General features: G+C 34.1%; 1 protein-coding gene. It reads right to left on the reverse strand.

The genetic code is table 11. The annotated features are described in order from the left end of the window. Positions 1–306 precede the first annotated feature (306 nt). Positions 307–768, reverse strand: coding sequence for a hypothetical protein (locus tag CN326_RS23260; RefSeq protein ID WP_098311315.1), 462 nt, complete (start codon positions 766–768; stop codon positions 307–309). Positions 769–1,448: the final 680 nt, after the last annotated feature.

A 1,448-nucleotide genomic window follows, 5' to 3' on the forward strand; every position in this document is an offset into this window, starting at 1 on the left:
AACATTTTTTTAATAGGACAATTAGAGAATATCGTTTGGCATACTGAAACAGATAGAGAGATCACAGGAGATAAAAGAACATTGGATGATGTGTTAATTGCTGTGAAGAGAATGGCAGAAGATTGAATGAAAGCACTATTTTGTAGAAAGTCTCTATATAAAAAAGAGCACTTATATAAGTACTCTTCTAAGAATTTGTATATTTTTATCTAATATTTATAGTAGTTAACAAAAAGAAATTGGAATTTGCTCATTTTTATATAAAATACAGAAAACGTATTGTTTCTTGTGTTACTAGAAGAAATCTTAATGAAATTGTTGTTGATTGCTCATTTGCTGATTTTGTTGATTAGCCATTTGTTGCCCTTGTTGGCCGCCCATTTGCTGTCCTTGTTGACCACCTATTTGTGATTGAGCTTGAGAAATAGCTTGATTTACTTGGCTTAGTGTTTGATTAGCCTGTAGATACTGTAATCCTTGATTCAGTGTTTGAATAGCTTGTTGAATAGTTTGCTGCAGTTGTTGATCAGCTTGTTGCATTTGTTGTTGAGATTGTTGACTAAATTGTTGAAGTTGTTGCATTAGTTGATTAGCCTGTTGTAACCCTTGCTGTGGTTGTTGCCCTTGTTGTTGCCCTTGAGATGCTTGAGATAAAGAATGTTGTAACTGTTGAATTTGATTTTTAAGGCTAGTTAACTCTTGTGAAACTTCCAAATCAGCAGCTTTACGTGCCACGGCTTCAATTTTTTTCTCTGTTTGTTTGTCCATTTTAAAATCCTCCTTTTGTGCTCACATATTAGTGAGGAACATTTTTATAATGTTGCAAACTTTTGTTTTTAATACAAAAAATAAATTTTAAATATAGAGAATAGGAAAATGAAAAATATAGCTTTAATTGCAAACAGGACAAGCTAAATTGCTTGTCCTATGAGGAGTAGAATAACTTAGGAAGATTTTCAAAGTGCTCAAATGACTCGTATTGGTAAACTGGCTCACGAATAGTATGATTCAAATCAAAAAAAGCTATACAAAAAATAGCAGGCAAAGATTCTTTGCCTGCCTGTGGGTTCAATGGGTTGCCCATTAGATAAATGGTTTCCTCATTGCAAGAAGAGTGAAGCCGCTAGTTCGAACGGCATATAGGTAAAATGTGCATTCTCTCTAGAAAATATGTAAGAAAGATTAAAGGTCTTGTTTTCTTAATAAAAGAGCAGCTAGCAAAAGCTAACTGCTCACCCTTGGAGAGGGAAAAATAGGCCTACAGGATGCAAGTACATGGGGTAGCCTAACTGTAGTATGTGCAGATGGAGAAAAATTATGCGGATGGAAGTATCAATTCAATAGGAAAAGACACCCAAATTGATATTATCCCCTTAAGGTAGACAGTGTAAAAAGACCATGAATACACATGGATGTTACACTTTTACTTGGAGGGGATTTTATTATGG

This window comes from Bacillus sp. AFS018417, assembly GCF_002560985.1.
Taxonomy (GTDB): domain Bacteria; phylum Bacillota; class Bacilli; order Bacillales; family Bacillaceae_G; genus Bacillus_A; species Bacillus_A rhizoplanae.

Bases quoted from the DNA above. Each gene is read 5' to 3' on its own strand.
- CN326_RS23260 (WP_098311315.1), bottom strand. From the start codon at position 768: ATGGACAAACAAACAGAGAAAAAAATTGAAGCCGTGGCACGTAAAGCT.